Annotated in this window: 23 protein-coding genes; 6 read left to right on the plus strand and 17 right to left on the minus strand. The window is 55.0% G+C overall.

Annotated elements, in window-relative coordinates; genetic code table 11:
- Positions 1-12 precede the first annotated feature (12 nt).
- Genes ACZ5CE_RS09105 through tagF form a run of 3 tightly spaced genes read left to right on the plus strand, consistent with a single transcriptional unit; the run spans position 13 to position 5,716 of the window.
- A complete protein-coding gene (locus ACZ5CE_RS09105) occupies positions 13-1,338 on the plus strand; it encodes a DotU family type VI secretion system protein (protein ID WP_464574581.1) in 1,326 nt (441 codons plus the stop codon).
- 36 nt (positions 1,339-1,374) lie between these two features.
- Entirely contained in the window at positions 1,375-4,992 is a 3,618-nt protein-coding gene (tssM, locus tag ACZ5CE_RS09110; RefSeq protein ID WP_464574582.1) for a type VI secretion system membrane subunit TssM, read from the plus strand.
- Positions 4,961-5,716, plus strand: coding sequence for a type VI secretion system-associated protein TagF (gene tagF, locus ACZ5CE_RS09115; protein ID WP_464574583.1), 756 nt, complete (start codon positions 4,961-4,963; stop codon positions 5,714-5,716). Before tssM ends, tagF begins: the two co-directional genes overlap by 32 nt.
- Before the next feature lie 136 nt (positions 5,717-5,852).
- Here the strand turns inward: tagF and ACZ5CE_RS09120 are convergent, their stop codons facing one another.
- Positions 5,853-6,674 carry a PP2C family protein-serine/threonine phosphatase gene (locus ACZ5CE_RS09120; RefSeq protein ID WP_464574584.1) on the minus strand — a complete coding sequence of 274 codons (822 nt, stop codon included), beginning with the start codon at positions 6,672-6,674 and terminating at the stop codon, positions 5,853-5,855.
- Positions 6,675-6,699: 25 nt separating this feature from the next.
- Positions 6,700-8,619, minus strand: coding sequence for a type VI secretion system-associated FHA domain protein TagH (tagH, locus tag ACZ5CE_RS09125; RefSeq protein ID WP_464574585.1), 1,920 nt, complete (start codon positions 8,617-8,619; stop codon positions 6,700-6,702).
- Positions 8,620-9,117: 498 nt separating this feature from the next.
- Between tagH and ACZ5CE_RS09130 the strand changes: the two genes are divergently transcribed.
- Positions 9,118-10,167, plus strand: a complete 1,050-nt coding sequence (locus tag ACZ5CE_RS09130) for a LysM peptidoglycan-binding domain-containing protein (protein ID WP_464574586.1) — start codon at positions 9,118-9,120, stop codon at positions 10,165-10,167.
- Positions 10,168-10,364: 197 nt separating this feature from the next.
- Here ACZ5CE_RS09130 and ACZ5CE_RS09135 read toward each other — a convergent pair whose 3' ends face one another.
- The 5 genes from ACZ5CE_RS09135 to ACZ5CE_RS09155 form a co-directional block, all read right to left on the minus strand.
- Positions 10,365-10,874, minus strand: coding sequence for a hypothetical protein (locus ACZ5CE_RS09135; protein ID WP_464574587.1), 510 nt, complete (start codon positions 10,872-10,874; stop codon positions 10,365-10,367).
- The gene (locus ACZ5CE_RS09140; protein WP_464574588.1) at positions 10,871-11,863 is read right to left on the minus strand and encodes a polysaccharide deacetylase family protein; all 993 of its coding nucleotides are present in this window, start codon (positions 11,861-11,863) and stop codon (positions 10,871-10,873) included. The genes ACZ5CE_RS09135 and ACZ5CE_RS09140 overlap by 4 nt, the downstream gene beginning before the upstream one ends.
- Positions 11,850-13,493, minus strand: a complete 1,644-nt coding sequence (locus tag ACZ5CE_RS09145; RefSeq protein ID WP_464574589.1) for a protein kinase domain-containing protein — start codon at positions 13,491-13,493, stop codon at positions 11,850-11,852. The genes ACZ5CE_RS09140 and ACZ5CE_RS09145 overlap by 14 nt, the downstream gene beginning before the upstream one ends.
- A gap of 539 nt (positions 13,494-14,032) precedes the next feature.
- Positions 14,033-14,425, minus strand: coding sequence for a type II toxin-antitoxin system VapC family toxin (locus ACZ5CE_RS09150; protein ID WP_464574590.1), 393 nt, complete (start codon positions 14,423-14,425; stop codon positions 14,033-14,035).
- A gap of 9 nt (positions 14,426-14,434) precedes the next feature.
- A complete protein-coding gene (locus ACZ5CE_RS09155) occupies positions 14,435-14,686 on the minus strand; it encodes a type II toxin-antitoxin system Phd/YefM family antitoxin (protein ID WP_464574591.1) in 252 nt (83 codons plus the stop codon).
- Positions 14,687-15,027: 341 nt separating this feature from the next.
- On the opposite strand from ACZ5CE_RS09155, the gene ACZ5CE_RS09160 reads away from it, so the two are divergent.
- Together ACZ5CE_RS09160 and ACZ5CE_RS09165 are read left to right on the plus strand one after the other, a co-directional pair.
- On the plus strand, positions 15,028-15,312 hold the full coding sequence (locus ACZ5CE_RS09160) for a ribbon-helix-helix domain-containing protein (protein WP_464574592.1): 285 nt from the start codon (positions 15,028-15,030) through the stop codon (positions 15,310-15,312).
- Positions 15,299-15,703, plus strand: coding sequence for a PIN domain-containing protein (locus ACZ5CE_RS09165; RefSeq protein WP_464574593.1), 405 nt, complete (start codon positions 15,299-15,301; stop codon positions 15,701-15,703). Before ACZ5CE_RS09160 ends, ACZ5CE_RS09165 begins: the two co-directional genes overlap by 14 nt.
- A 241-nt stretch (positions 15,704-15,944) precedes the next feature.
- Here ACZ5CE_RS09165 and ACZ5CE_RS09170 read toward each other — a convergent pair whose 3' ends face one another.
- The 10 genes from ACZ5CE_RS09170 to ACZ5CE_RS09215 all read right to left on the minus strand — a co-directional run bounded on the left by ACZ5CE_RS09170 (position 15,945) and on the right by ACZ5CE_RS09215 (position 24,642).
- Positions 15,945-16,571, minus strand: a complete 627-nt coding sequence (locus tag ACZ5CE_RS09170) for a C39 family peptidase (protein WP_464574594.1) — start codon at positions 16,569-16,571, stop codon at positions 15,945-15,947.
- Between the two features lie 187 nt (positions 16,572-16,758).
- Positions 16,759-18,030 carry a TIGR02270 family protein gene (locus ACZ5CE_RS09175; protein ID WP_464574595.1) on the minus strand — a complete coding sequence of 424 codons (1,272 nt, stop codon included), beginning with the start codon at positions 18,028-18,030 and terminating at the stop codon, positions 16,759-16,761.
- A 756-nt stretch (positions 18,031-18,786) separates the two neighbouring features.
- On the minus strand, positions 18,787-19,509 hold the full coding sequence (locus ACZ5CE_RS09180; protein WP_464574596.1) for a transposase: 723 nt from the start codon (positions 19,507-19,509) through the stop codon (positions 18,787-18,789).
- 580 nt (positions 19,510-20,089) lie between these two features.
- Entirely contained in the window at positions 20,090-20,335 is a 246-nt protein-coding gene (locus tag ACZ5CE_RS09185) for a transposase (protein ID WP_464574597.1), read from the minus strand.
- Between the two features lie 15 nt (positions 20,336-20,350).
- Positions 20,351-20,779 (minus strand): TA system VapC family ribonuclease toxin, encoded by a 429-nt coding sequence (locus ACZ5CE_RS09190; RefSeq protein WP_464574598.1) that lies wholly within the window; start codon positions 20,777-20,779, stop codon positions 20,351-20,353.
- A complete protein-coding gene (locus ACZ5CE_RS09195) occupies positions 20,779-21,012 on the minus strand; it encodes a hypothetical protein (protein ID WP_464574599.1) in 234 nt (77 codons plus the stop codon). The genes ACZ5CE_RS09190 and ACZ5CE_RS09195 overlap by 1 nt, the downstream gene beginning before the upstream one ends.
- Positions 21,013-21,069: 57 nt before the next feature.
- On the minus strand, positions 21,070-21,945 hold the full coding sequence (locus ACZ5CE_RS09200) for an REP-associated tyrosine transposase (protein ID WP_464574600.1): 876 nt from the start codon (positions 21,943-21,945) through the stop codon (positions 21,070-21,072).
- 92 nt (positions 21,946-22,037) lie between these two features.
- Positions 22,038-22,685 carry a hypothetical protein gene (locus ACZ5CE_RS09205; RefSeq protein ID WP_464574601.1) on the minus strand — a complete coding sequence of 216 codons (648 nt, stop codon included), beginning with the start codon at positions 22,683-22,685 and terminating at the stop codon, positions 22,038-22,040.
- Positions 22,682-23,620, minus strand: a complete 939-nt coding sequence (locus tag ACZ5CE_RS09210; protein ID WP_464574602.1) for a DUF4150 domain-containing protein — start codon at positions 23,618-23,620, stop codon at positions 22,682-22,684. Before ACZ5CE_RS09210 ends, ACZ5CE_RS09205 begins: the two co-directional genes overlap by 4 nt.
- Positions 23,617-24,642, minus strand: coding sequence for a hypothetical protein (locus tag ACZ5CE_RS09215; RefSeq protein ID WP_464574603.1), 1,026 nt, complete (start codon positions 24,640-24,642; stop codon positions 23,617-23,619). The genes ACZ5CE_RS09210 and ACZ5CE_RS09215 overlap by 4 nt, the downstream gene beginning before the upstream one ends.
- Between the last annotated feature and the right edge of the window lie 25 nt (positions 24,643-24,667).

Consider the following 24,667-nt stretch of genomic DNA (forward strand, 5'->3'; position numbering starts at 1 on the left):
ACGGACCCCTGTATGAGCCAGGATGATCCGTTTCAACCTTCAGATCCGGACAGCACAGTCATCCTGCCTTCGCCCGGAGGACGGGCCGCACCTGGCGCAGGCGCCAGTAGCACCAGTAGCTGGCCTGGCGCCGGCTCCGCGGCAACAATAAGGGAAACCGGTGAAAAAATACCCGCATCCGGGCTGAATCCACTCATTGCTGCCGCCAACCCCTTGCTCAACCTGGTGCCGCAACTGCGGGCAACCCTGCAGTATGCAGACCCATCCGGCCTCAAGGACTTCATCGCGCAGAACATCAAGTCATTCGAGATGCAGGCCCGGGCTGCCGGGGTCGCGCCGGAAAAGATCATCGGCGCGCGCTACGCGCTATGCACGCTCCTGGATGAAACCGCGGCCTCCACCCCGTGGGGCAGCGGCGTCTGGCCCAGCCACAGCCTGCTGGTGATGTTTCACGGCGAAGCCTGGGGCGGGGAGAAATTTTTTCAGCTGCTGGCGAAGCTGGCAGAGAACCCCAAGGCCAACCGGGATTTGCTGGAGTTCATGTATGTTTGCCTTTCCCTCGGTTTTGAGGGCCGCTATCGCGTGCAGGAAAATGGCAAGGCTCAGCTCGAGTCGGGGCGTGAACGCCTCGCGCAACTGCTGGACAGGGAGCGCGGGGAATACGAACGCGACCTCTCGCCCCGCTGGCAGCCCACCGCCGTCAAGCGCGCACGGGTTCTTGCGCTCCTGCCCGCATGGGTTTTGGGGGCGTTATGCGGGCTGGTGATGCTGGCGGGTTATCTGACCTTCAGCTTCCTTCTCAATAGCGCTTCGGATCCGGTCTTTGCCCAGATAGAGTCGATCCGGATAAAGAACCCCCTACCCAAGCCCGCGCCGTTGCCCTCTGTCGAGCCACGCCTGGCGGAATTCCTGGCAAGGGAGATCCGGGAAGGACTGGTGGCGGTGCGCGATGAAGATGGGAGCAGCATCGTCACTCTCCGGGGCGACGGATTGTTTGCCCCCGGCAGCGCAACCATCTCGCCATCCTTCGTGCCGGTGCTGGAACGCATTGCCTATGCGCTCAATTCGGTCCCTGGGCTGGTAAAAATCACAGGCCATACGGATGACCAGCCCATACGTTCGATACGCTTTCCTTCCAACTGGCACTTATCGCAGGAACGCGCCATATCCGTGATGCAGCTTCTCACGGAAAAAGGAACGCTTGCCAGCCGCCTCACGGCGGAAGGCCGGGCCGATGCCGAACCTATCGCCGCCAACGACAGCGCCGCCGGCCGGGCGCGCAACCGGCGTGTGGAAATAACGCTGTATGCACCGCGCACCGCAAAACCGGCGCATTAGCCCCATGCAGCCACTTGACTTCTCAGGCCCCGCACGATGAAAAGGCTGGTCCATCTCCTGTTCAATCGCTGGACCCTGGCGCTCCTCGGCCTTGCGGCCGTCAGCCTGTTGATCTGGTTTGTCGGGCCGCTGATCGCAATAGCGGAATACCGGCCGCTGGAACCCGATGGCATCCGGCTGGCGCTCATTGCGTTCGCCATTCTTCTGTATGTTGGAAAACATGTCTGGGAGGCCATCAAGGCGAAAGCACTGAACGCGCGCCTCATGGATGGCCTCTTGCGCCATCAGCCATCACAGCCGCCCGCCAGCGACGGCGCGGGGGCCGAAGAGGTCGCGATGTTGCGCAAGCGCTTCGAGGAAGCCGTTGCGGTGCTGAAACAGGCCGATCCTGCGGGAGCATCCGGAAAAAATCCCCTGCTCGCGTTGCTCACACGCCGCCAGTATATTTACGAGCTGCCCTGGTATATCTTCATCGGACCTCCCGGATCGGGAAAAACCACTGCGCTGGTCAATTCCGGACTCAAGTTCCCTTTTGCCGAGCGCTTCGGCCAGGAAGCAATCCGCGGCATCGGCGGCACCCGGAATTGCGATTGGTGGTTCACCGACGAGGCCGTGCTCCTGGATACAGCCGGCCGCTATACCACCCAGGAGAGCAACCGGGAAGCGGATAGCGCTGCCTGGACCGGATTCCTGCAGCTATTGAAGAAATACCGTCCCCGCCGGCCCATCAACGGCGTGATCGTGACGGTCAGCGTAACCGACCTGCTGCAACAAAATGCGGCGCAGCGGGAAGCGCAGGCAAATGCGATACGCAAGCGCATTCAGGAGCTGCACCAGGAGTTCAATATCGGTTTCCCGCTTTATGTTTTCGTCACCAAGACAGATCTGCTCGCCGGGTTCATGGAGTTTTTCGGCGATTATGGCAAGGAAGAGCGCGCCCAGGTCTGGGGAACAACCTTTCCTTATATCGAGAAAACGGAGAAAAAATCCCTCTCGTCGCCGGCCGATAATTTCGACGCGGAATTCGCAAGCCTGGAGCAGCGGCTGAACGATCGGCTGGTCGATCGGCTGGATCAGGAAAGGGACATGCAAAAGCGCGCGCTGATCTATGCCTTTCCACAGCAATTCAGCAGCCTGAAACCCCTGCTCGGCGATTTTCTGAACCGGTTGTTCGCTCCCTCGCGCTATGAGCAGCAGCCGCTTTGGCGCGGCTTCTATTTCACCAGCGGAACTCAGGAAGGCAGCCCGATCGACCGGATCATGGGTGCTCTCGGGCGCGCGCTCCATTTCGACAGAAAAGTGCTTCCTCCCCAAAAGCCAAGCGGCAGGAGTTTTTTTCTCACGAGGCTGCTGAAGGACGTAGTCTTCGCCGAAGCGGGGCTTGCCGGCACCAACCTGCGGTGGGAACGCAGGCGCAACGTATTGCAATGGGGATTATTCAGCATCGCACTGCTGGTCACCTTCAGCGTACTCGCCGCCTGGACTGTCAGCTATACCCGCAACAAGGCCTATATTGCGGAGGTAAAAACCCGGATACCGCCCATCCTCAAAGAGGTCGGGGATCTGCCCGTCCTGCAACGGATGGACATCATCAGCCTGCTCCCGGTCCTGGCATCGGTGCGGGAGCTGACTACTGCCTCCTCCGGTAAGGATGGAAAGGTGCCATTGTCGATGGAATTTGGCCTCTACCAGGGAGAAAAGCTGGGCGCGGCGGCGAACAATGCGTACGGGAAGCTGCTGCAGGATGCGTTTTTGCCCCAGATCATACTGCGGATCGAGCGACTGCTCAGCAGCGGGGGCCAGGGAAACCCCGAATTGATGTACGAAGGCCTCAAGGCCTATCTGATGCTCAACGAGCCCGGCCATTTCGATCCAACCGAACTGAAGGCGTTCATTACAGCCGATTGGGAAGCCACCTTGCCGCAGGAGATTACCGCGGAGCAGCGCAAGATGCTGGAGGCCCATCTGGATAATCTCCTGGCGCACGGACAGGTTGCTTCACCCATCCCGGTCAACCTGCAGCTGATCGCCAACGTGCGCCATCTCGTTATCCAAACCCCGATAGCCCACCGCATCTACAATCGATTGAAGCAGCAGCATGCCGGTTCCGATATGCCGGAATTCACCATTGCCCGGGCCGCAGGACCTTCCGCCGCTCTGGTTTTCTCCCGCGCGAGCGGCCAGCCTCTCACCAACGGCGTGCCCGGCCTGTTCAGCCATGACGGGTATTACAAGGTTTTTTCAGTAAATGCGAGGGAAGTGACGCGGGAGCTTTCCGAAGAAGAATCCTGGGTGCTTGGCATCGAGGAAAAGAATCGCAACAGGCTGCTCAACCCGGCGGGGGAAGCCCGCATCCTCGACGATGTGCGCCGCTTGTACCTGGAGGATTATGCGCAGATCTGGTCGCAATTCATCAACGACATCAGACTGGCCCCGGCGGAAGACCTGCAGAAAAGCATCCAGCTGGCACGGTTGCTTTCAGCGGCGGACTCTCCGCTGGTTTCACTGATGCGCGCCATTGTAAGGGAAGTCACCCTCCTCGACGTCGATGAAGAGGACAAGACCGTGGCCGACAAGGCCAGCGACAAGGTAAAAATTGCCCGTGATAAACTGGAGACACTCTTTGGCAGGACAGGCACGGGAACATCCGCCACAATGGGCCTGAGGCCGGAAAGCATTGTCGACGACCGCTTCCGCGACTTGCGCGCCATGGTGCGTCCGGCTGCCCCTGGCCAGCCCGCCCCGATCGATGCGATACCTGCGCAGATCAACGAACTTTACGGTCTTCTCACTGCAACCGAAGTGGCGCTCAAAAGCGGTGGCCCTCCTCCGGCCAGCGATGTGCCAACCAGGGTCAAGGCCAATGCCGGGCGCATGCCGGAGCCGGTACGTTCCATGCTCGTGGCCCTCTCCACCGGTGGGGTCAGCCAGGCGCTGGGGGCGACGCGCGCCAACCTCGATCAGTCCCTGGGAGCAGCAATCGGCGATTTCTGCAGGAAAGCCATCAAGGACAGATATCCGTTCGACAAGCGCAGTTCCCGCGATGTAACCCAGGATGACTTCGCGCGCCTGTTCGCGCCGGGTGGAATGCTGGATGAATTCTTCCAGAAAAATCTGGCGCAATATGTCGATACGTCGGCGCGGCCTTGGCGCTTTCGCTCCATGGGCGACGCCAGCATGGGACGGGCTTCAGGAGGTCTCCAGGAATTTCACCGCGCGCAGATAATACGCGACGTGTTTTTCCGCAGCGGGGGACGGGCACCGGGGTTGAGCCTCACCTTCAAGCCGGTGGGAATGGATGCGACGATCACGCAGTTCATACTCGATGTCGATGGGCAACTGGTCAAATACAGCCATGGTCCTCAGGTGCCGATGACGATTCAATGGCCCGGTCCCCGCGGCAGTTCCCAGGTGCGCCTCCAGATCTCGCCCCCCAGCGCCGCCGGGGCATCGGGACAAGTGTTCGAGGGGCCATGGGCATTATTTCGCATGCTCGACGGAATGCAGATTACCCCGACTTCACAACCGGAAAAGTTCATGATCACGTTTGGCATCGATGGGAAAAAGGCCCAGTTCGAGGTCATCACCAGTAGCGTTCAGAACCCGTTCCGCCTGAATGAACTTGAACGATTCACCTGCCCCGAGCGTCTGTAGCGGCGCGGACAATACCCTTGCCGCTGGCTGGTATGGAAAAATCCCCGGCGTGGGAGACTTCGTCTCGCGCCGGCTTCCCGCCGGCTTCATCGATGCATGGGACTTGTGGCTGCAGCATGCGATAGCTGCCAGCCGCGCCCAATTGCAGGACCGCTGGCTCGATCTCTACCTTACGGGACCGATATGGCGATTCACGCTACTGCCCGGGGCCTTGCCCGGGAATGCGGATATGTGGGCGGGCGTGCTCATGCCCAGCGTCGACAAGGTGGGCCGCTACTTTCCGCTTACCATCGCACTGCGGATGGAATCCCGTCCCGGCGCGATGGCGGCGGTCTTTGCCGCGCAGCCCTGGTACGCCTCACTGGAACGAATCGCGCTCGCAATGCTCAACCACGATGCACAACCCGATGAGCTTGACCGCAGGCTGGCGGAAAACCCGTTCCCGGCCCCTGCAGTGAAAGGACAGGGCAATGGCGCCGAAGAACTGGCCACATGGTGGCGAACCAATGACGACAATCCAAAAACGTTGATGCTCTCCACGGAATACGCTCTCAGCGACCTGTTCGATACTGCCGCCGAAAATCTCCTCGCCGATATGGGAACAGGCAGGAGTTTCTGGTGGATGGTGCCGCCGGAGGGTGGGTTGACGCGATTGCGCTGTTTTGCCGGTCTTCCGGGCGACAATCATTTTGCCACGATGCTTGAACCTGAATCCGGCAGTTGACCGCTCTTTAATCAACTCCGCCTGATCGATCATGAACAGAAATGGCAAGGGCTGCCGAGGGGTATACAGCGCCGATTTTCCGGAAGCCATGATCGGGCGCCCGCTGCCCGCCACCCCCCACCATCTCATCCCTATCTCATGCGCGAATGCTCTCCGTCATCGAGGGTGCTTCGCTGCTTGCCGCCGCTGCGCCGGGGGCACTGCACCAGACCGCGATAGCGGAATAATTATCCTGCCCTTCAATAACGGAATCATCATCCTGCCTCTTGCTTCCGCGCTTCAGCACCTGGCTCTCCATCGCTTTCAGCCACGCTTCCGCCGTGCGGGCTGCATCGAGCAGCCGCTCCATGTCTTCCTCGTCCACGTATTCCCACAAACCGTCGGTGCATAATAGAAAAACATCGCCGGGCAGCAGCGGAAACGCCACGGGTATGACATCTGCATCAAATTGCCCGCTGTTGCCCAAGGCCGAGAGCAACTTGCTGCGATTGAAGGAAACGCGCAATTCCTTCGGCTGCAAATAGCCCGCATCGACCATCCCCTGCAGCATGCTGTGATCCCGCGTCTGTTCGATGATGCGGCCCTGGCGGAAACAATACAGACGCGAATCCCCCGCATGCCCCCACACCGCGGTATCGCGCCTGGTATCGATGGCAAGTATCACCGCGGTGGCCCGCATCTGCCTGAGCGCGGCGTTTCGCTGCTGCTCGCGCATGATTGCGGCATTGGCCGCGGCCAGGGAGGCCTTTATTGCCCGGGCGCTGGATTCGGGCGTCCCGCGAAACCAGTCGAGCGCATGCTGCACCACCAGTTTCGACGCCACATCGCCGCCGCCATGCCCCCCCAAGCCGTCGGACAAGGCGCAGAAGCAGGCTTCTGGCGCCGACCAGAAGCCGCACGCATCCTCGTTGACCTCGCGCCCTCCCGTTCTGGACAGTATGGTTATTTCGAGCTGCATGCAATTCACCCCGTACCTGGGAGCATCAGGAATTTCCGTTCCTGCTGTTCCTGCCGTCCTGCTCCAGTTTGGCGATCTGTGCTTCATAGGCTCGCAGAAACTCCTTTCCGAACAGCCGATGGAAGTCTTCCTCGGCTTCCTGGGATATTTCCCGGTATCTCTCGGCAAACAGATCCCAGAGTTTGGCCTTGCGATTGATTGGAAGAAGGGAATCCATCACCGTTTTCTGCGTGATCCGTTTCTCCAGCTGCACGGGGTCGAATCGTTCCAGCACGCCTGCCAGCGCCGCCCGCATTCCCGCCATGAAACCCAGTTGGTGCGAACACAAATCATCGTGAGCATCCTTCATCGCCTGCAAGGGCGGCATGTAGCCCCGTCCGTGCGGAGAAAGCAGATGGGCCAGCGCCACTTCCACGTTGGGGGAGAATTTCAACGGATTGTTTTCCCGTGGCGCGATCATGGTGAGATCCGCCCGCACCTCCTGTTTGATCACCGTCCGTGCGCGCAGCAGATGCAGGGTACCTTGCGTGGATTCACGCAGCAACTGGCCGAGAATCTCCATGAACTGGGGTGTCAGACCGGCGGGAATGGCAAGATCGGGAACCCCCGCGCCAGAAAGAAAGGCGCGCAGCAGTTTGTCATGGTCAATGCCGCTACTGCCGCCAATACCGCTATTTCCCGCCTCATCCCCTGCCGGACTTGCGCAGCAATCCGTGGGAGGGGTTATCGAGGAAATGGGTGCCGGTTTTTCAGCCCCGGATGGCTTGCCCGGGAGAACGGAATTTTCTGCGATGCCTGGACCCGGAGACATTCCGGTTTCCGGCAGTTCCACTTCGGACCGCCCGCTCGCCGGAGGGAGAATGATCGCGCTTTTGATCCCGTCCGAATCCGGACCTGATGCACTCCTCTCCCACGATAAAACAGGTTTCGCCGGGGCTGCACTTTGCGCTTCCGGCGTCCCCTCCATGGATGAAGCCGGGGGCATGGCCGGGTCAGGATAGACTTTGGGCGGACGAAACGGCGTGTTCAATTCGGGAGCATCGTCGCGCTGCACATAATTCACCCCAGGCGATCGCCCCGTCGAGGCACCCGCAGCAACAAGCGGATCGGCATTTTCACGAAAATCGTTGCCCGGCAATGATCCAAACCTTGTTGCCATGGGAGTGCTGGGGGCAAATAAGTCATCGCCCTGTTCCGGCCCCAGACCGAACAGTTTACCGATGTCCTGCTCCAGTATCGAGGGACCGGACCCGAGGCCCAGGACATCTTCTGGAAAAGCGTTTGATGGCACGGAAGCCGGAGGAGGCGATTGCAGTTCTTCCCCGGTGGGTTTGCCGAATGGTTCAAAATCGGGAGGGATAAGGGGAAAGACAAGAGGACCGGCTACAGGAATATCAGCCAGTCCTGGAATGAAATGCCTGCCTCGGGATTCGTTGGCTGCGGCAGAAGCATCCTGGCCTTGAGACGAGAAACCGAAAGGGTCAAATAGCTCATCGCGGCCGGAAGGTTCGAGCCGGGACGAGCCCCCGAACATGCCTAGTGGATCGTCCCTGTGCCTGTCGGGCGCGGGAGCCGGTCCGTTACCCCATGCTCCGGCGGGGCCGCCAGTACCGGATAGGTCATGGGCGGAGCCGCCCGTGACCTCCATCACGTACGCCCCGATGCGAATCTCGTCACCAACGTCAATGGCGGCATCCTGCCCTTTTCCCAAGGATTGGCCATTCAGGTGAACCGGTATGGCAGTGCCAAGATTGCGGATGAAATAACAGCCGTTGCGAAATTCTATGGAAGCATGGATCCGAGAGATGACCTGCGTGGGATCATGCAGAACCAGGGTATTCTTCTCGGCGCGGCCGATATTTCCGCCCATTTCGTTAAATTCCGCAAAAAGCGGCCTGGGCGGCGGAATGCCATTGCAACCGGTGATTCGAATGCCAATTGTCATTATGCTGTCTCCGCCAATCCTAGTTTTGTCCGCCTTCGCCAAATAAGGTAGTGAGCGCTATCCGGCCGCGCATGCCGGCAACGGGAGTTCCGAACTCCTGGCGGTTATCGCGCCACGGCTATTTGATTCACCGGTGGATAAAAAATATTTTCACAGACATAAGGTCACTAAAAATTATAGATTAGATGCACGGCTCCTGGAAGCAACTATAGGTAGCTATCATTCTTTCAGGCAGGACCCACCCCTCCGTCATGCCAGTGGTCATGCCAATGGCTATTTTTTGCCATGCGCCTGCTCATTTCGTTATAAACTCGATGCGGATAGCGCGGCGGCGCATTGTAGGAGACTTCAGGCGTCTATAATTACGAGGGAAGCCGATAACAAGATAAATATCCAAGAGAAATATCCAAGAGGTCCGACATGCGAGGCTGCCGGTTTTATCGTGCGATTTCACTATTTGCCATAGTTCTACTATCTGCCGTTTTCGGCGGTTGCGCCATGACGCCGGCACCCCAGCCCGCTCCGCCAGCGCCCGCACCCGTGCCTGTCCCGGTAGTCGAGGTGCCGCAGGGCACGGCCCGGGAATTGTTCCTGAGAGGACTGGATGCCCTCCAGGACGGCGATGAAGACGCGGCGCGTCCTCTGCTGCAGCAAGCCCTCGTGCTGGAGCCCGGACATAAGAACGCCGCTATCCTGCTATCCCAGATGGGCGTGGACCCCGTCGATATGCTGGGCAAGGAAAAGTTTGCCTATAAAGTGCAGCCGGGCGACACGCTTTCACGGATCGCCCGGCGTTTCCTGGGAGAACCTCTCAAGTTCTACGTGCTCGCCCGCTATAACGGCATTCGCAGCGCCGACAGGCTGGAAGCAGGGCAGGTCATCAATATACCCGGCAAAAAACCACCACCGGGCAAAATGCCCATTCCTGCCGCGGAGCAGTCGGCAGTCGCGGACATCTCCCAGTTGAAGCTGACAGAAGCCAGGAAGTTATACGGCGAGGAACGATACGCGGATGCAATCGACCTGCTGGAGCGCACCCATGTGGAAGGCGCCGCCAGCGCGGAATACAATGACCTCCTGCTTACAACCTACCTGGCTTACGCGAAGAAACTGAGCGATACCGGACAGGCCGGAGAAGCGGGCAAAATCCTGTCAAAAGCCTCCGCAGCCTATCCCGGCAATGAACGGCTGCACAGGCAAAGCGAAAATATGAACTCCGCTCGCTATGCGGACCAGGCATACAGGGAAGGCAACCAGTTGCTAAGCGATGGGCAGGTGTCCCAGGCCTATGCATCGTTCACCCGCGCGCTCAAGCTCGCACCGGAACATGCGGGAGCCAGGGCTGCAATAGCAAAAATCCGGCCGCAACTGGTGGAAACCTATTATACCGACTATGTTCGCGCGCGCAGGCGCCAGCATTTTTCGGAAGCGCTCCAGAGCCTGGACAAACTTCTGGAAATCGACCCTGGCCATGAGCTGGCAAAATCCAATCGAGCGGAGATAAAGGCGATCATCGACCGCGAACAGTCGGAGAAACGAAGCAGGTAAAACTCAGGTATTCCCGGAAAATCCTGACCCAGGCACGAAGCGAGCCGGAAGCAACTGTAGCCTGTAGTAGGCTGTAGGATGGGTGGAGCAAAGCGCAACCCATCATTTTCCGGGTGCCCGATAGACGTTTTTTGATAGATTGCGCTTTGCTCCATCTATCCGACGCAAGCTTCGGCACGGCAGAACATGGCCCGGCTTTATGGCGTTGCCCGCTCCCTCGACCCGGCAACCTTGCCACGCGGCTGGCAGCAAGCGCCATCCCCCGCTTTCGGCGCACTGCTCTCGCCCGCAGCCGGGAGTTGCATGGCGGGTTGCCGCAGGTAATCGAAAGCTTCCTTATTCTTCGGGTCCAACGCCAGCGCTTTCAGGAAAGACAGTCTCGCTGCCTCACGCGCTCCCTGCCGCGAGTTCGCTACTCCTTCGAGGATAAGGGCCTTGGTTTTCCTTTCGATGAGATTCCTTGTCGTCTCCACCTGACTGGCATAGCGGGCATTGCCGGGATCGATGACTGAAAGGATTTTCCACTGAACCAGCGCCTCGGCCAGCTCTCCCCGGTCCTGCAGGCCCAGCGCCAGCTTTTCCCTTCCGGCGGCGACGGAAACTGCTTTCGCATCCGGGCGTTGCGGCGGTTGCGCGCAACCGTTCAATCCGGCTGCGCCAACAGCAATGAGAAACAGAAAAACGGACTGCCGCGATATCGGGCTCATTTGAGGTTTTCCGCCGTGAACACGCGCAGGCTCCTGGTGAATGCGCCCATATCCCGGTCGCCGTAGATCATGGTCCGGCGAAGCCGGAACGGATAAGCGAAAGCCGGATTGCCGCCAGCCTGCACGGTTACGCCAGCATCATAACCGGCGCTTTTCAGCTGCGAAATGATGAGATCATTGGTGTCGCCGAACGGATAGGCAAAGGTATGAAGAGGCAGGCCCAGCATTTTCCTGATCTGCTGGCCGGGAGTCCTGATCTCCTCCTCCACTTTCTTGCGATACGCTTCCGCCGCTTCGCCCGCCGGTCGCTTCACCATGGAAGCATGGGACTTGGAGTGCGGCTGGACATCCACCAGCCCCGATGCGGCCATCTCCTTCAGTTCCTTCCAGCCCAAAGCGTCACCCGAACCGACGAAATCGGAGTAGATAAACAAGGTTGCGGGAAAATTGTATTTTTTCAGGATGGGAAAGGCCGTGCTGTAGGAGGAGCGGTACCCATCGTCGATCGTGATGACAACCGCGCGCTGGGGGAGGACTTCCTTTCCCTTCAAGTAAGCATGAATGCTGGAAAGCGGAACAACCCGGTAGCCGTGCTTCTGCAGGTATGCCATCTGCGCATCGAAATCTTCTCCTGTTATCGCCATCTTCGCCCTGTTGGGGCCAAATCGGTGATAGCAAAGAATCGTCACCGTCTGGTAGCCCGAAGGATAAATTCCGACTGGATTCGGATGAACCAGCGGGATGACGATCTCCTGCCCCGGAGCAATTTCAGCCGTTTTATTGAAATCGGCAATCAGCCACCCCCTGTTCCTGTCCCTCAGGTAAGCCTCGGCCAGCGAAGCCCAGGTATCGCCGGGCGCGGCGCGGTGCACCACGAATTCCTCCCCCCGAAGAACAGAAAGCGTGGCCTGGGACTCGGGGGGCAGGCTGGCGCACCCCCCCAGCGAAACCACGATAAAAAATGCAAGGAAGAACCTAGCCCTGGCCATGCGTATTCCCTTTCTGATCGTTATTTTTTTGAGTATTCATGTCTATCGTAATGTCATTGTTTTTCTGGAGTGTGTCGGCCATCTCATCGAAAGACCGGAAGATTTCTCCAAGCTCGTCTTTTCTGGATTGCGCAATGCGATACCCGAAGTTGCCTTTTTTCATTTCGTCCAGGGACTTTCTCAGGATTTGCAGGGGAACGGACATTGCGCTCGCAAGCGCATACGCCACCACCGAAGCAGCGGCGACGGTCACGATCATGAGCAGCAGCATGGTAAACACGATCTGCCTGCTCAGTTCTTCCAGGGGGTCCCAATGCATGCCAAGGTGAATGCGGCCGATATCCTTCTCCCGAAACAGGATCGGCGCCTCGAAGTCCAGCATCGAGGAAGAGGTGGAGACGGTATAGCGCTGCATGGCCACCTCGCCGATGCTGCCGAACGATTCGCCGCCTTCTATCTTGTGATAGGGCTGCCCGATCTGCTCCGGCCTGCTGCTCCCCCTGACGATGCCCTTGCCGTCCACCAGGCTGAGATAGCCGAAGCGCTGGCCCGCCATCGCGTCCTGTATGAACACTTCCAGAAAGATCCAGTCCTCGTTGTACACCTTCTCCGCGCTCTCCGCCGCCATGAAGCGGACCAGCGAACTCCCGTATTCGGTGGCCTGCTGGATGATGCTTGCATACTGCCGCTTGTACAGCCAGGTCGTGCCGATGATCATGGTGACGGAGACGATCGCAATCATGATGAAAGTCCATTTGACCCGGATAGGCAGCATTTTTGGCCGGGCGCGCTGCATTTCGTCCTGCCTGATTTCCTCGATGGCATCGATCAGCGCGGCGACCAGATCGTTGCCGCTCTGGAACCGTTTTTCCGGATCCTTCCTGAGCAACCGCTCGACGATGAGCTTTACCGATTTCGGCAAGGCAGGAACGAGTCCATCTATGGGAGGCGGTTCCGTGGTCGTGATCTGCAGCAGCAGCGTGGCGATGGTGTTCCCTTCGAACGGTTTTTTTCCCGTCAGCAACTGGTAAAGCACGACCCCGACCGAATAAAGATCAGACCGTGCGTCAACATTTTTTCCCAGGGCCTGCTCCGGCGACATGTACTGGGGCGTGCCCAGCACTTCTCCCATCTGCGTCTGCCTGGTCCTTTCGGGATCTTCGACCCGCGCGATGCCGAAATCCGTGATTTTCACGTTATTGGTGCCCTTGACCCGGATAATGTTGCTGGGCTTGATATCGCGATGGACCACGCCCTTGCTGTGGGCATAATGCAGCGCCTTTGCCAGTTGGATGCCGATGCCCAGATCGTCGCGCAGGGAGCGCCGGGGCGTGGATTTCATGTACTCGTCGAGCGGCTCGCCCTCGAGCAGTTCCATGGCGATATACGGGCGGTCGTTCACCTCGCCGATATCGAAGATAGTGACAATGTTGGGATGGGACAGGAGGCCGGCGGCCTTTGCCTCCGCCAGGAAGCGCGAACGATACTCCTTGTTGGCGCAGCGCTCTTCCAATAGCACCTTGATCGCGAGCGGGCGGTTGATGTTGGGATCATAGGCCTTGTAAACGACCGCCATGCCCCCCCTGCCCAGCTCTTCAATGATCTTGAAGCGACCGATTTGTTCCAGCATCGAGCCTCCCCTTGGCCTCGTTGTTATCGCCGTTCAACAGCTCTGAATAATCTACTTTTCTGCATGATGCAGACGGCCGATATGAAAATCGCCATAGCAATGCGGTGATGCATTTCACACCTTTGTCGTTCACCCCCGTGATACCCGGTAATCCAGTCAGCCCGTGGTCAGGGCTGCGAGATATTTTCTGTAACCTATACCGGGTTTATAGACCATGAATGGGCTTAAATCCAACCCACAGGTATCCGATGGAATTCAATTTGATCCAACCCCCGGTCCGCATTCGCCCATGCCCGAGCGGAAGAGGACTGAAGCAGGAAAACAGATGATACATGATGATATCCGAAGGAGGAAGGATGGATGGGCAACAGCCCAGGTAACCGTGTAGGATGGGTGAAGTGAAACGTAACCCATCATTTTTCCTGCATCAACTGGGTGGGATATCAGTAGCCGTAGGATGGGTGAAGTGAAACGTAACCCATCATTTTTTCTTGATGATCCTCGTGGGGGAGCAATGCCGAAGCCAGAAGCTATCTCTTTTATTTTTCCACCAATTCGATCATTCCGGAATAGACAGCCAACGCTGCATCTGCTGTGACAAAACGGGCCGGCATTTCCAATGCCTGGGCTATCAGCAAACGATCAAATGGATCATGGTGATGCATGGCCAGGCGCGCCACACCTGCGGCATGCATCGAAGAGACCGGAATTTCCATGAACCCGGTCTTCCTTGCCGCTTCGGCAATCTGCTCTGGCGGATAACGAAAACTGATCTTTCCCAAAGCGGATTTGATGGCAATCTCCCAGATGCTGGCGGCGCTGAACCAGACTTCGGTTGCCGGTGATTCCAGTTGCTCCCGCAGCGAACGAGGCAGGCGCTCCGGTGCATCCAGCGACCAGAGCAGAATATGCGTATCAAGCAGGAATCGCACCTTACAAACTCAGGAAGGATCGATCGGGGTATTTTCAAACCGGGCGATTGACTCATCGTCCAGGGGAGCATCGAAATCATCCGGCACATTCAATTGCCCCTTGAACAAACCGAGTTTTCTGCGGGATGTCGGGTCTTGCAACGGTACCAATCTCGCCATCGGTTTGCCAGCCTTGGCAATGATAATTTCTTCCCCCGTTGCGGCCTGCTCGACAAACCGGGATAGATGAGTCTTCGCCTCATGGATATTGATTATTATCATGGCAGGAAACCGATCGCGGTTATAAGTCTGACTAAGTTTAGTCTAGTTAATAACCAGAGTCAACTTGGAGAAACCGGTAGCACGTGAGGAGTTTCTTTCAGATAGAACCAAGGAACCTCTGAATTGGAATGCTATTGAGCACGTAACCGGTTACCGCTCTCTAAAAAATCGAGTAGATTTCGTAGGATGGGTGGAGTGAAGCACAGCCCATCGTTTCCTCGCTCCACCCGCTTCCTTTCCTCAACCCGCACCACAGTTGGCACAATTTGCCCGTACACCATTCTTGCAGAATTCATGAACTATTATTAAAATTTCATGAGCCCATAATTGAGGAGACCGCTATGTCGAATTTACAGATAAAAGGAATCGACGATGCGCTTTATGCACAAATCAAGGAACTTGCGGCTTCGGAAAACAGATCGGTCAGCCAGCAGATCCTGTATCTGGTAAAGCGCTATATCGCCAACAAGAAGCGATTCCAGGATGCCAGAATGCCGGCACAGGTACTTCTGGAACTTTCAGGATCCTGGGAAGATAACCAGAGTGCGGCGGAGATTGCCACGGAAATAAAAAACGCTCGGAAAAATTCTTCGCGATTCAAGGAAAACATCGATGTTTTTACTTGATACGGATACTGTCATCTACAGCATGAAAGGTAACGCGAGCGTACGAGAAAACCTACGTCAGCATATAAATGACCCCATCAGCATCAGCGTCATCACCTTAATGGAATTATATTATGGGGCGCGAAAATCCCATAAGGTTGCTGTCAACCTGGCGAAGATAAAGGTGCTGGAGCAATCGATAGAAATCCTGTCTATCGGATTGGAATCAACAGAAATATTCGGGTTGCTCAAGGCACAACTGGAAATCGCGGGAAGCCGTCTGGATGACTTCGATCTGATCATCGCATCCTGCGCCATGGCTCATAACCTGACGCTGGTCACCAACAATACAAAACACTTCCAGCGGATCGATGGACTCAGACTGGTAAACTGGGCATCAAAACATGTTTGATCCCGCTAGGATAGGTAGAGCGAAACGCAATCCATCGTTTCCCCGTCCCGCCCTATACTCACTCATCAGTTCGTATCATCATTACCCTGATACGTTGTATCAGTTCAATGATGCGCTTAGCGCTTCATACCGAATACCCAACACAGCACTTGTATAGTCCCGTCCGGGAATAAACGATCGAAGGGATCATGACGATGTGTGGGCAAATGCGCCCCATCTACGTACGCGCCAGTAACATAGTTTAGTCATCGCCGGCAATTAAAAAATATGAGCCATTTGAATGTTTATCCGCCCTTATCCGTCTAATGCCGCTGTAATCGTAAACCACTTTCTTGCCGGGTCCCGATTCCCCTCCACTCATCAGGCTGGATCCCCCTTGATAGCGACGACTCCCAAATAACTTCGACCCAAGCTGGGGGTTGAATTTTCCATATGGATCATGGCAAACAAATTTAATGTTGGTACTTTGATATTTTTCCGCTCCCCGATAGCCACACACAAGGATTATATGCCCTGATGTTCCTGAGTGATTGGTGCTGACTATTACAGGAAATCCAGAATCAATTTTTTCTACTATGTGGCGCATAGCTCGGTCAGTATCTCGAGTATTAAAGATAGGAAATTTGTAAGGAGGAAAATATTTTTCTAACCACCATGCCATATTTACGTATGAATTTCTATTTTTTGAGGGCCTGTCGCTTCTCTCATTAATTTCCTTCCATATTTGAGATATATCCATTGCTTCCACAACGGAGGATAAGCGAAGACGGCCAGTTAAATACAAACCATACATTTTTAAGCATGTTGATTGACATGTCGTGCTTGTGGGCTGTGTCACATAAGGAACATCTAAGATTTTTTCCATCATTGAAAACCACCATTAATTGCGATTCACCGCACTAGTTTTCCTATCAACAGGAACTATTCATTTTTCTTTAATCTTAGCAGTATCGGAAGTATTAACAAGGTCAGCGAGCGCGACAATGCGCGCCTCACCATACATGCTATACAGATCAAACAGTACGACAATAACGGAATGCATGCGGTCATTAGAATTATTCCACCTTCGCCAGCCAGCGCTGCTGCCGCCAGGCAGGAGCACTGGTGGGAAAAAGCTTCGTGCCGGGTTCGAGCAGGCATAGATACAGGGCCGCAGCAATCCGCTGCCGCTGGTAGCCTTCCTTGAGAATGCGGATGCAATGCTCGCGCGTGACTGATGCCCCCATGAAATAGCGCTGGCCATCAGTAAAACTGCTTCTGTTCGCCTCCCACCACCCCTGGATTTTTACCGGATCGGGCCAGGGCAGGCTGTCGTCCTCGTCCATCGCCACGTTATCGTCTTCCGGGTCGTCATTCGGCCCGGACTCCATGTCTTCAGGCGGCTTGCGTTCCAGATCGAGATACGCCAGGTCAAGGCCGGTGATAAAGCTGAACGACTCGCCCGCAAGCCGGGCGAGCTTCAGGTCCTCCATCTGCCTGATCAGCCAGGGAACGTAATAAGGATCGCCCGCAATGCCTGCGCCTTGAACAAGAACAAGAAGGCGCTGGTTCGCCGGGTCGCGGGCGAGAATCTTGAGAAGCCCGTTCGCTTGCGGCAGCGGCAGCAGCTTGAGCACCAGTTGCAGCGCACCCATACGGTATGGACCGCCATGCAGCGCGGAATCTTCCAGGAGGTAAACGGCCTTGTCCCGGTCGCCCAGCAAACCCGCTGAATGCGCAGCCCAAAAACGGCAGGAAGCATCCTCGTCGGCCAGTGCCGCCATGCACGCAGCAAGCAGATCACGCCGCCCCAGCTCGCCCGCCACGCGCAATGCACGCGATCGCAGAAGCACATCAGGATCGGTAATTGCCGTATTCAGCGAAGCGTCCGGATCGACGCGATGCATCACGCAGGCGGCGATTCCCGCCCCGCGCTTGAATGGTTCCGGCGAGGCAAGAAGCCGGGCAACGGTCCCTTGCAGATGCGAAGCCGATACCCAGCCAAAAGCAGAAATCAAGCCGGGCTGGGCTGCCGGCACGGCGATAGCCAAGGCAAACAGCTTATCCAGCCGCCGCTCGTCTTTCTCCTCGATCGCCCGCACGGTTGCCGCGAACACCTCACCCATTCCCGGCGACCCTAGCGCCGACTCGCACACACTCGAACCATACTCCCCCGCCACCGCCAATCCGTCGAGGTGAGCCGCCAGACGATCATCCAGACGGCGAAGATGATGGAGCTTGACGTGGGGAGCGGACACGAGAACCGAGCGCATGAGGCGCAAATGCGCGGATTCCTCGGCGTGCTGCTGGATAATATGGGGTATGGGTTTCAGGAGACTGTCCAGCATGGGCAAATCCTGATCATCTTGTTAATGCTGACGTTTGTGGTAGCAGTTGCCAAGTCTATGCCATGATTACATATGATTACTAGGGAAGCGCTGAATAAATCTCCGCTGGCGCGGCGGTGGCTTTGCGGGATGGGATGCGCGAAAGGTGACGACGCGAATGGTTGATCCCCTTCGCCAGGAGCCTGACAAGGCAGACCGCTCGCAAAACCCGCCCCATAAGGGTTGTGGTAAAATCGGGCGCTCACTGCGTTGCGCTCCTTGGCATCGTAGTCCCAGCTACGACCTTCGTCGCGCGCCTTATGATCATCCCGATTTTACCAGCAACGCGCTCAGCGAGGATTTGTTCAGCGTTCCCTAAAGATTACAAAATCCTTATCACGGAAGTTATGGAAACCACGGAACCGATTACCGTCCGGACCAGCAAAGATGTGGTCAGTCAGATCGGCACGCTTGCCGCTGGTATGGATCGCTCTCACAACTACTTGATTAATCAGGCCATATAGCAAATACTTCGCCTATCATCATGTCCTGCACCAGAAAATAGAGCAAGGGCCTGAACGACGCCAAAGATGGGAGGCTGACAGCGGCTGATGATGTTATTGGCGAAATCCGCTCCCGCCGCACCCGACAACGCAAATGAAGGTATTTCTTACCGATACGGCAAAACTGGATCTGATTGATATTTTTTAAATGTTCCCCCTGAACATTGTCACCCTGCAGTCAGGAAAGACACACAGGGGAATCCAAGCGTCTATTTTATAGTGTGTTTAACCGTGTATCCGCCCCCTTTTTCTCCTCTTTCCTTGGCCGGCCGGGACCAATCAACCCGATTTTCTTCCCAACGGCAGCCTCTATCCGGGCTTTGAATTGATCATTGCCCAGCGGTGTCCCGGATTGCAGGCTTTGTCTGAATAATCCAACAACATCCGAATCGGGGTCGCAAACGAATGATTCCTGATAAGCTTTCTGGCGGACATGCGGCGATGCCCCCAAGCCGATGTATTCATCATGCTGATGCAAAACAGCATTTCTCATTCCAAAAGCGTTGGCTGCATAACTGGACCAGCGGTATTGCGCGGGATGATCGACCACCCCTGCTCTAACGGGATTCGTCTCGATATAACGCATACAAGATAACAGATAACTTTGGGACTGGATGATATTCCCCTTATGCCGCCCTTCCCACAAACCGCCATGGCGCTTATAGGTTTCATTTACATAACGCACATAATGCCGCCCCAATCCCTGAAACAACTCACCAATGGATTCCCTGGTTTCCGGAGTCACCAGCAAATGCACGTGGTTCGTCATCAAAACGTATGCGTGAACTTTACAGCCATAAGTATCGGCCGCCTGCTTTAAACATCGAAAATATTCCAGGTAATCCTGCTCGGAGAAAAATACCGGTTCTCTATTATGCCCTCGCTGCATGACATGAGCAGGCACCCCCGGCAGGTAAAAGCGTTGTTTTCTAGGCATTTGAAATGCTCCGCGCTATTTCAATGGATGTTTGGACTGAGCCCCTTAAATTGCCGAAAGCCTTTGTCGGTGATGACCCACTGGCAGTCCCATTCCATGGCTAGAAACCTGTCATCCATGTTGAGGGCGGTTTGCATGGCATCTCCCTGATTTCCATCGATATAGCGCAAAGAATAGCACAACGATATATCAATATGCCAATATGTATCAGTTCCCTTTTTCAAAAGCTACCCGCCGGGAGAAAGAGTCTTTATTGCACGGCTAGCACAGCGATATGCCCTACTCCCGCCTGGGTGCGGGGGCGAATCATGATTTCAACATCATGATTCAATGCAAGAAGCCCAGCAAAGCCGAGCCGTCCAGCACGACACTCATTCACTCGCTTCCCGTTTTGCCCTCTCGCGCCGTTCTGATCAATTCTTCAACCAGACTGGTGGTTGACGGTAGCCGCAACGGTTCTTGAGCTGCTGCTTGAGGTGGGACGAAAGGATAGGTAACTCCGTATGGCCTTGCTACGACGTTCAGAAAGCTCTGTAGGGGTAGGATGGGTGGAGTGAAACGCATCCCATCATTCTCCGTCTCACTCCAGTCCTTGAAACAGCTCACCGATGGATTCCCGGGTTTCCGGGGTCACCCACAAATGCACGTGATTCGTCATCAAAACATATGCATGAACTTTGCAGCCATAATCATTGGCCGCATGCTTCAAACACCGTAAATACTCCAGGTAATCCTGCTCGGATAAAAATGCCGGCCCTCTATTACGCCCTCGCTGCATGACATGGGCAGGCCCACCCGGCAGATAAAAGCGCAGTTTTCTGGGCATGTGAAATGTTTCTCACTACCTCAACGGATGTTTGACACTGAGCCCCTTGAATCGTCGAAAGCCTTTGTCGGTGGTGACCCATTGACAGCTCCACTCCATCGCCAGAGCAGCGTGATACGCATCGGCTACGGCATTGCCCGTCGCGTTTATATCCTTCGCACACTGCAAGAAAAATGCCCAGTGCTTGGGGCCGGGCGCAATGCAAATCGCCTGGCCCGAAGACCTGATCTGATTTGCGAAAGTCAGCGCCTGTGCCAATGATGAGGGTGTTTCGAAGATTCCGGGATGCGTAACAATCCTGATAAAACCGCTCAAAACCAGTTCCGAAAACCCATATTTCATGTTGCCATTGATGACCGATTCAATCCACTCCCGATAAGCCGGATGGTCCCTCACATCTTCCCTGTGCGCATATACAAGGACATTCACATCGATCAAAATCATCAAAGCCCGTCCATGGTGTCGAGCAATGAAGAAGTACGGTCCAGATCGATTCCGGGCTTAACTCCCGGTCCCTTTACCGTTAGCAACTTAATTTTCGTGCTTTTTTCTTCTTCTCTGGAAAAGGCATCATGCAAGGCATCCTCGATAACACGAGTCAATGTTACCTCTTGCTCTACAGCACGATGCTTCGCAATTGCCAGAAGCCGATCATCGATATTGAGAGTAGTTCTCATGGTACCTTCCTGAGGTTGATATATGACAAGAATTATAACAAGAACGAATCAAAACATCTATTTTATTTTGTATCCGACCCTTTTTCTTGTTGTCATTGCCAATCGCTGCTGTTTCACGATGCGACTCACCCGGGAGTAATGCAATCCAAAATAGTCCCCGATCTCCTTCAAGCTGTAACCCCCGCCGGAGTATGCAGCAAGAATCGCCTCGTCTCGTCCATGTTCCCCGGCGATCTGGGTTAACGGCTTCGGCGGTACCCTCCGCTGGGCGGCAGGGATTTCCTGATGGGAAGCATTTGCACCGAGAGTGCGCTGCAGGCTCGCCACAAATTCATCGGAACCCAGAAAAATCTGGTTCTTCAATTTCTCCCACGGCCCCGGTTGATTTTTTCCACCGGCTACGAAATCTATGTAATTTCGTATGGCCTTGCTACGATGCTCGGAAAAGGCAGCCAGGAGCCAGTCAATCGTCAGCCAGGACGGCGCCGGATCCAGCCCTGCCGTCGCACGATAACTGCTCCATGACCATCGGTCCGGGGTGCGCACCATACGGGCTCTGACCGGATTGAGCACAACATAGCGAGTCAATTCCAGCAGGTAGGATTCCTTCTGCACGATGATCGCCTTGAAACGGCCCTGGAATACATGCCCTACCCGTCCATGCCGGCGGTTGAAACGCTGGGTGTAGATTCCGTTCAATTGCCGCATACCCCTGGAGAGATTACCTTCCGGCGTTTCGATCAGCAGATGATAGTGGTTGTCCATCAAACAATAAGCATGAATGGCCCAGTTGAAGTCCCGAACGATCTCTGACAGCACATCCAGAAACAGGTGCCTATCCTCATCACCCAGGAAAATATCCTCCCGCCCATCTCCACGAGAGGTCACGTGATACAGTGCACCGGCAAACTCGATTCGCAAGGGTCTCGACATGTTGAAAGGCTATCAAAACCTATAGCAAATAACAAGACCTGACCCCTTTTACCCGTGACCCCTTTTACCCGAGGGCCGGATTAATAATAGGTTTAATCTGCAAGCCGAGTTAGAAAAGGATTGCTCGGGTTAATGGCAGCTTTCAATCTTTCCAACAGGACAGAAAAATCTTTCTCGCTGATCTGAAATTCAGGATCAAGAATTTCCCGAGGAATATAGTCGCCTATTGGGTTGAGACGTTTGCGGGGAAAGTAGCGTCCTAATCGATCTAGTACAATATCCTTCCACTCAAGGTAGGGTAAGCAACCAGATAGTACGTGCTGTACTATCTTATCTAAATATGCTGATTCCGAGGCCGCATCTTCGTCTTCTACACCATATATAGAATTAAGCACCGTCATTAATGACATATTGATCACTCCCTTGATTGGGCCTTTCCATTCTTCATCCTCAAGCTCTGGCGGAGCCTCAAAGCAGTCACTAATATTCCAAGCCCAGCACGCCTCTAAGTAATCCATAGGAACTTTGTCGGAAATTTGATCTTTGAGACTATAGACCACCCACTCCGCACACCCAATTGCAAAAGTCACCGCTGCCCGTTCAGATAACTTGCGAAGTCTTTCCGCGAGAACCTCGTCTACCTCACCAACAACTTCATACGGATCCCAATCATCCCAAGCATATTTATGAGGCAACTTCTTAAGGAGATGAGTTGGCACATACGTCGGCTGATTTATCACGATTTACTCCATGATTCATTCATGCAAATCGATATCTTATTGCAACTCCCATTACCTGATTTTCCTTTGTTAACTTCGTAGATAAGTCTCATGCAATCATTGCACGGCTTGTTACTCACGCTAATTATAAGTTTACCTCCACCACCACCATCCCTAAAACCCCTAAAAAAATCCTCGATCAATTTAGCTTCAGCATGAGCTTGTTTTGGCCTACCTTGCCCTCGTCGGTAGGCAAATCTCTCTGGTGGCTTATCGCATGTCTGTATATTGGAAGCCGCCCCCTTTTTAATCCCTTTCGCAAATTGGCGGTATTTTCCGTTATACCTATACCCAACCCTGACCGAGCTAGCAGCCGGTTTGATACTTATGGATCTTCCCGGCCCCTTTATCATTCCAACTGCAACCGTTGCTTTACTTTTTTTACTTTGAGGCATCTTCCTTTTAACAGATGCACGTTTCGATTTCAACTCATCACATTCTGGAGGTTGGGCTGCCGCCATACTGTCAAGGTGCATCTGTGGAGGAGTTTGACCCGTTTCTGACGCATGGTTATGCGTGGTTATATCCATATGACGTACTACGTTCTCACCCTCAACTATTACATCCATGGACCAACTCTTAAAATACACCTTTCCCATGTTTTTACTGGTAATCACACCTTTTTTCGAGGCACAGCCCGCTTCGTCGCCCATGCTTTTCTTGAAATAACTCTTATTCTTGAGCATCACCTCCTGACCGGAAATCTTCACTGTGCATGATCCATCAGTTGTATCGGACGCCAAACCAGTATTCGGATAAGGTATCGGTACTCCCGGGGGTGTGGCAGGATTTTCTGGCGGGGTAAAACAAACATCTGGAAATGCACAGATTGACTTACCATCAGCTGCTTTACATGAAATTTCCATCTTGTTAGCATAAACTTGGTTGCCCATCATGCAGCCTTAAAGTCCAATGACAACGCAGCGCGCTGGCCGTAATCATTGGCCATGTGTGCAAGGATCGCTGGACCTTTTGTGTACGCTTTGCGGCAAACAGCATCAGCCAACGCCAAGATAGATATTCCTACCAAAGAACCCGTTTCCCCAGTACATTCGGCCGGATGCCAAAGATCAAATTCTTCCCTGCGTTTTCGCAGGATACGGGGTAAGGACAACGCAACTTCCTTGAAATAATACTGCTCGCCTGATAAATCGGTTATGCGAAAATCCATATCATGTATTTTACGGCCCGAATCAGCTAGAGCCGCCTTGATTGCGATTGTGAGGCCCTCAGCACGTAACGGCTCCTCCGATTGGATATGCGCTTTCTCAGTACCAAACCCTAATCCTGTACACAGTAACTCAGCCTGACCAGGCCTCGATTGCCCGATAAGTAACGCGCCAGCACCCTCACCCGGCATGAAACCATTAGAATTAAATGTCGTGAGCAACCGATCCTGGCGCTCATAGTAATCAAGGGTGGGCCACGCGATCAGACTATCAGTGGCAGCAATCAATACGTGCGATAGCTTTTGCTCATAAATCAAAAAACGCGCCTGACGCAGCGCAATGGCTACGCTTACCCTTCCTTGAGTAATCACAGCCGATTGAGGCCCAAAGCGAAAACCCAGCTTATTCTGAATGTCGAGAAGCAACAGATCATCCAGCCCGTCTATCCGCCCGGGCCGGTCTTTCTCCGCAACACATAACAGTAGCGGAATTTTTCCCCAATCGCTCCTCGACACGTCCTTCAAAGCTTCTTCAATCGCCATAGTAGCCATCTTCACAAGCTTGATTAGCCCCCGCCAAGGTTGCTCTAACTCAACCTGGTGCGCCATAATCCATTCCGCGCCGGAATCTAAAAATCGGGTCTCTGTGGGATTACTGATCTTTGCGCGAATCGCAGCACAAGCAGCAGGCGCGCTCAACCCTACTGATGTGACAAGACCAGTGCTCAGAACTGCCAGAGGCGCACTCATCCGGGTATCGGCTCTTGTAGTTCTT

This window comes from Nitrosospira sp. TNL200, from assembly GCF_055386305.1.

Bases quoted from the DNA above. Each gene is read 5' to 3' on its own strand.
- ACZ5CE_RS09105 (WP_464574581.1), top strand. From the start codon at position 13: ATGAGCCAGGATGATCCGTTTCAACCTTCAGATCCGGACAGCACAGTC.
- tssM (WP_464574582.1), top strand. From the start codon at position 1,375: ATGAAAAGGCTGGTCCATCTCCTGTTCAATCGCTGGACCCTGGCGCTC.
- ACZ5CE_RS09120 (WP_464574584.1), bottom strand. From the start codon at position 6,674: ATGCAGCTCGAAATAACCATACTGTCCAGAACGGGAGGGCGCGAGGTC.
- tagH (WP_464574585.1), bottom strand. From the start codon at position 8,619: ATGACAATTGGCATTCGAATCACCGGTTGCAATGGCATTCCGCCGCCC.
- ACZ5CE_RS09130 (WP_464574586.1), top strand. From the start codon at position 9,118: ATGACGCCGGCACCCCAGCCCGCTCCGCCAGCGCCCGCACCCGTGCCT.
- ACZ5CE_RS09135 (WP_464574587.1), bottom strand. From the start codon at position 10,874: ATGAGCCCGATATCGCGGCAGTCCGTTTTTCTGTTTCTCATTGCTGTT.
- ACZ5CE_RS09140 (WP_464574588.1), bottom strand. From the start codon at position 11,863: ATGGCCAGGGCTAGGTTCTTCCTTGCATTTTTTATCGTGGTTTCGCTG.
- ACZ5CE_RS09145 (WP_464574589.1), bottom strand. From the start codon at position 13,493: ATGCTGGAACAAATCGGTCGCTTCAAGATCATTGAAGAGCTGGGCAGG.
- ACZ5CE_RS09155 (WP_464574591.1), bottom strand. From the start codon at position 14,686: ATGATAATAATCAATATCCATGAGGCGAAGACTCATCTATCCCGGTTT.
- ACZ5CE_RS09160 (WP_464574592.1), top strand. From the start codon at position 15,028: ATGTCGAATTTACAGATAAAAGGAATCGACGATGCGCTTTATGCACAA.
- ACZ5CE_RS09165 (WP_464574593.1), top strand. From the start codon at position 15,299: ATGTTTTTACTTGATACGGATACTGTCATCTACAGCATGAAAGGTAAC.
- ACZ5CE_RS09170 (WP_464574594.1), bottom strand. From the start codon at position 16,571: ATGATGGAAAAAATCTTAGATGTTCCTTATGTGACACAGCCCACAAGC.
- ACZ5CE_RS09175 (WP_464574595.1), bottom strand. From the start codon at position 18,030: ATGCTGGACAGTCTCCTGAAACCCATACCCCATATTATCCAGCAGCAC.
- ACZ5CE_RS09180 (WP_464574596.1), bottom strand. From the start codon at position 19,509: ATGCCTAGAAAACAACGCTTTTACCTGCCGGGGGTGCCTGCTCATGTC.
- ACZ5CE_RS09185 (WP_464574597.1), bottom strand. From the start codon at position 20,335: ATGCCCAGAAAACTGCGCTTTTATCTGCCGGGTGGGCCTGCCCATGTC.
- ACZ5CE_RS09190 (WP_464574598.1), bottom strand. From the start codon at position 20,779: ATGATTTTGATCGATGTGAATGTCCTTGTATATGCGCACAGGGAAGAT.
- ACZ5CE_RS09195 (WP_464574599.1), bottom strand. From the start codon at position 21,012: ATGAGAACTACTCTCAATATCGATGATCGGCTTCTGGCAATTGCGAAG.
- ACZ5CE_RS09200 (WP_464574600.1), bottom strand. From the start codon at position 21,945: ATGTCGAGACCCTTGCGAATCGAGTTTGCCGGTGCACTGTATCACGTG.
- ACZ5CE_RS09210 (WP_464574602.1), bottom strand. From the start codon at position 23,620: ATGATGGGCAACCAAGTTTATGCTAACAAGATGGAAATTTCATGTAAA.
- ACZ5CE_RS09215 (WP_464574603.1), bottom strand. From the start codon at position 24,642: ATGAGTGCGCCTCTGGCAGTTCTGAGCACTGGTCTTGTCACATCAGTA.